This is a genomic window from Terrabacter sp. P5_B1, assembly GCF_056400505.1.
Genome location: NZ_JBFULD010000557.1, coordinates 1 through 1,326 on the forward strand (window position 1 = coordinate 1; position 1,326 = coordinate 1,326).

2 protein-coding genes are annotated in these 1,326 nt (G+C 71.8%); both read right to left on the minus strand.

Annotated elements, in window-relative coordinates:
- On the minus strand, nt 1-243 hold a 243-nt coding region (gene tatA, locus AC1DP0_RS21940), incomplete at its 3' end, for a Sec-independent protein translocase subunit TatA (RefSeq protein ID WP_478088715.1).
- 125 nt (nt 244-368) lie between these two features.
- A partial coding sequence (locus tag AC1DP0_RS21945; protein ID WP_478088719.1) for a helix-turn-helix transcriptional regulator occupies nt 369-1,326 on the minus strand: 958 nt, incomplete at its 5' end.

Below are 1,326 nucleotides of genomic sequence, written 5' to 3' on the forward strand. Positions count from 1 at the left end.
CGCCAGGCGGGCCTCGGCGGCGCGCCGCTCGGCGTCCGCGTCGACGACGTCGCCGGGCACGGTGGTCCGTGCCGCGTCGCTGGGGACGGGCTTGCCGTCCTTCTTCAGCTCGTCGACCTCGGACTTGAAGACCCGGGCGGAACGGCCGAGGCTGCGAGCCATGTCGGGGAGCTTCTTCCAGCCGAACAGGGCGATGAGCACGACCGCGATGATGATGAGTTCGGGGGCACCCAGGTTGGGCATGGTTACGTCTCCTCGTCGAAGGCCGGTCCGGATCGGAACCGTCATGGTGCAGCCTCGGTGCTGCAGGTGACCAGCATACGTGCGCTCGGTGAACCGGACCTGTGCGCCGTGCGGGAGCGTGGCCCTCAGCCGGGCTCGCCGTAGGCCGCCAGCGCGGACCGCGCCTCGTCGGCCACTGCGTCGACGAGCTCCGGCGGCTCGACGACCCGCGCCTCTCCCCCGAGGCGCAGGACGAGGCGCCGGACGAGAGCCGGGTCGGCGACCTTGAGGGTCACCCGCAGCGACCCGTCGGGCCCACGCTCGACCCCCTCGTTGGGGTAGTAGTCCGCGATCCAGGCCGCCCAGCGACTTGCCTCGATGACGACGGTGACGTCGTTCTCGCCGGGGACGAACACGTCGTCGAGATCGCGGGGACGCGCCTGCCTCGGGGGCGTGCCGTCGACATCGAGCACGGAGACGTCCTCGACGCGGTCGAGCCGGAAGAGCCGGACGTCCTGGGCGCGGTGGCAGTAGCCCTCGACGTACCACTGCGCGTCGAGGTTGAGGATGCGCATGATGTCGACGTCGCGCTCGGTCGACTCGTCCCGCGTGGCGACGTAGTAGCGCAGGTGCACCCGCCGGCCGCGAGCGAAGGCGTCCTTGAGCGTCGCCATGGCCGGGTGCTGGCTGCCGTCGTCGAGGTCGAGGTCGATGCGACCCGTCGGCTCGCCGACGGTCGTCGCCGCCGCCACCCTGATCTTGTCGAGCGTGCGCTCGGCGACGTCGGACCCGACCAGCGTCGAGCCCAGGGCCTGCAGTCCGGCCGTCAGGGTGACCGCCTCGTCGCGGGTCAGGCGCATGGGAGCGGCGATGTCGTCGGCGTTGTCGAGGTAGATGTGGCCGCTGTCCCACTGGGCGTCGATGAGCTCGGCGTGGCCGTAGCCCGGTGTGCCGCAGACGAAGAGCAACTCGAGGTCCTCGACGACCTGGTCCTCGTCGACGCCGAACTCGCGCGCGGCCTCGGAGATCGGCACGCCGCGGTGCTGGAGCAGCCACGGCACCATGTCGAGCAGGCGCCCGAGCCGCTGCGTCGCCGTCTCGGGG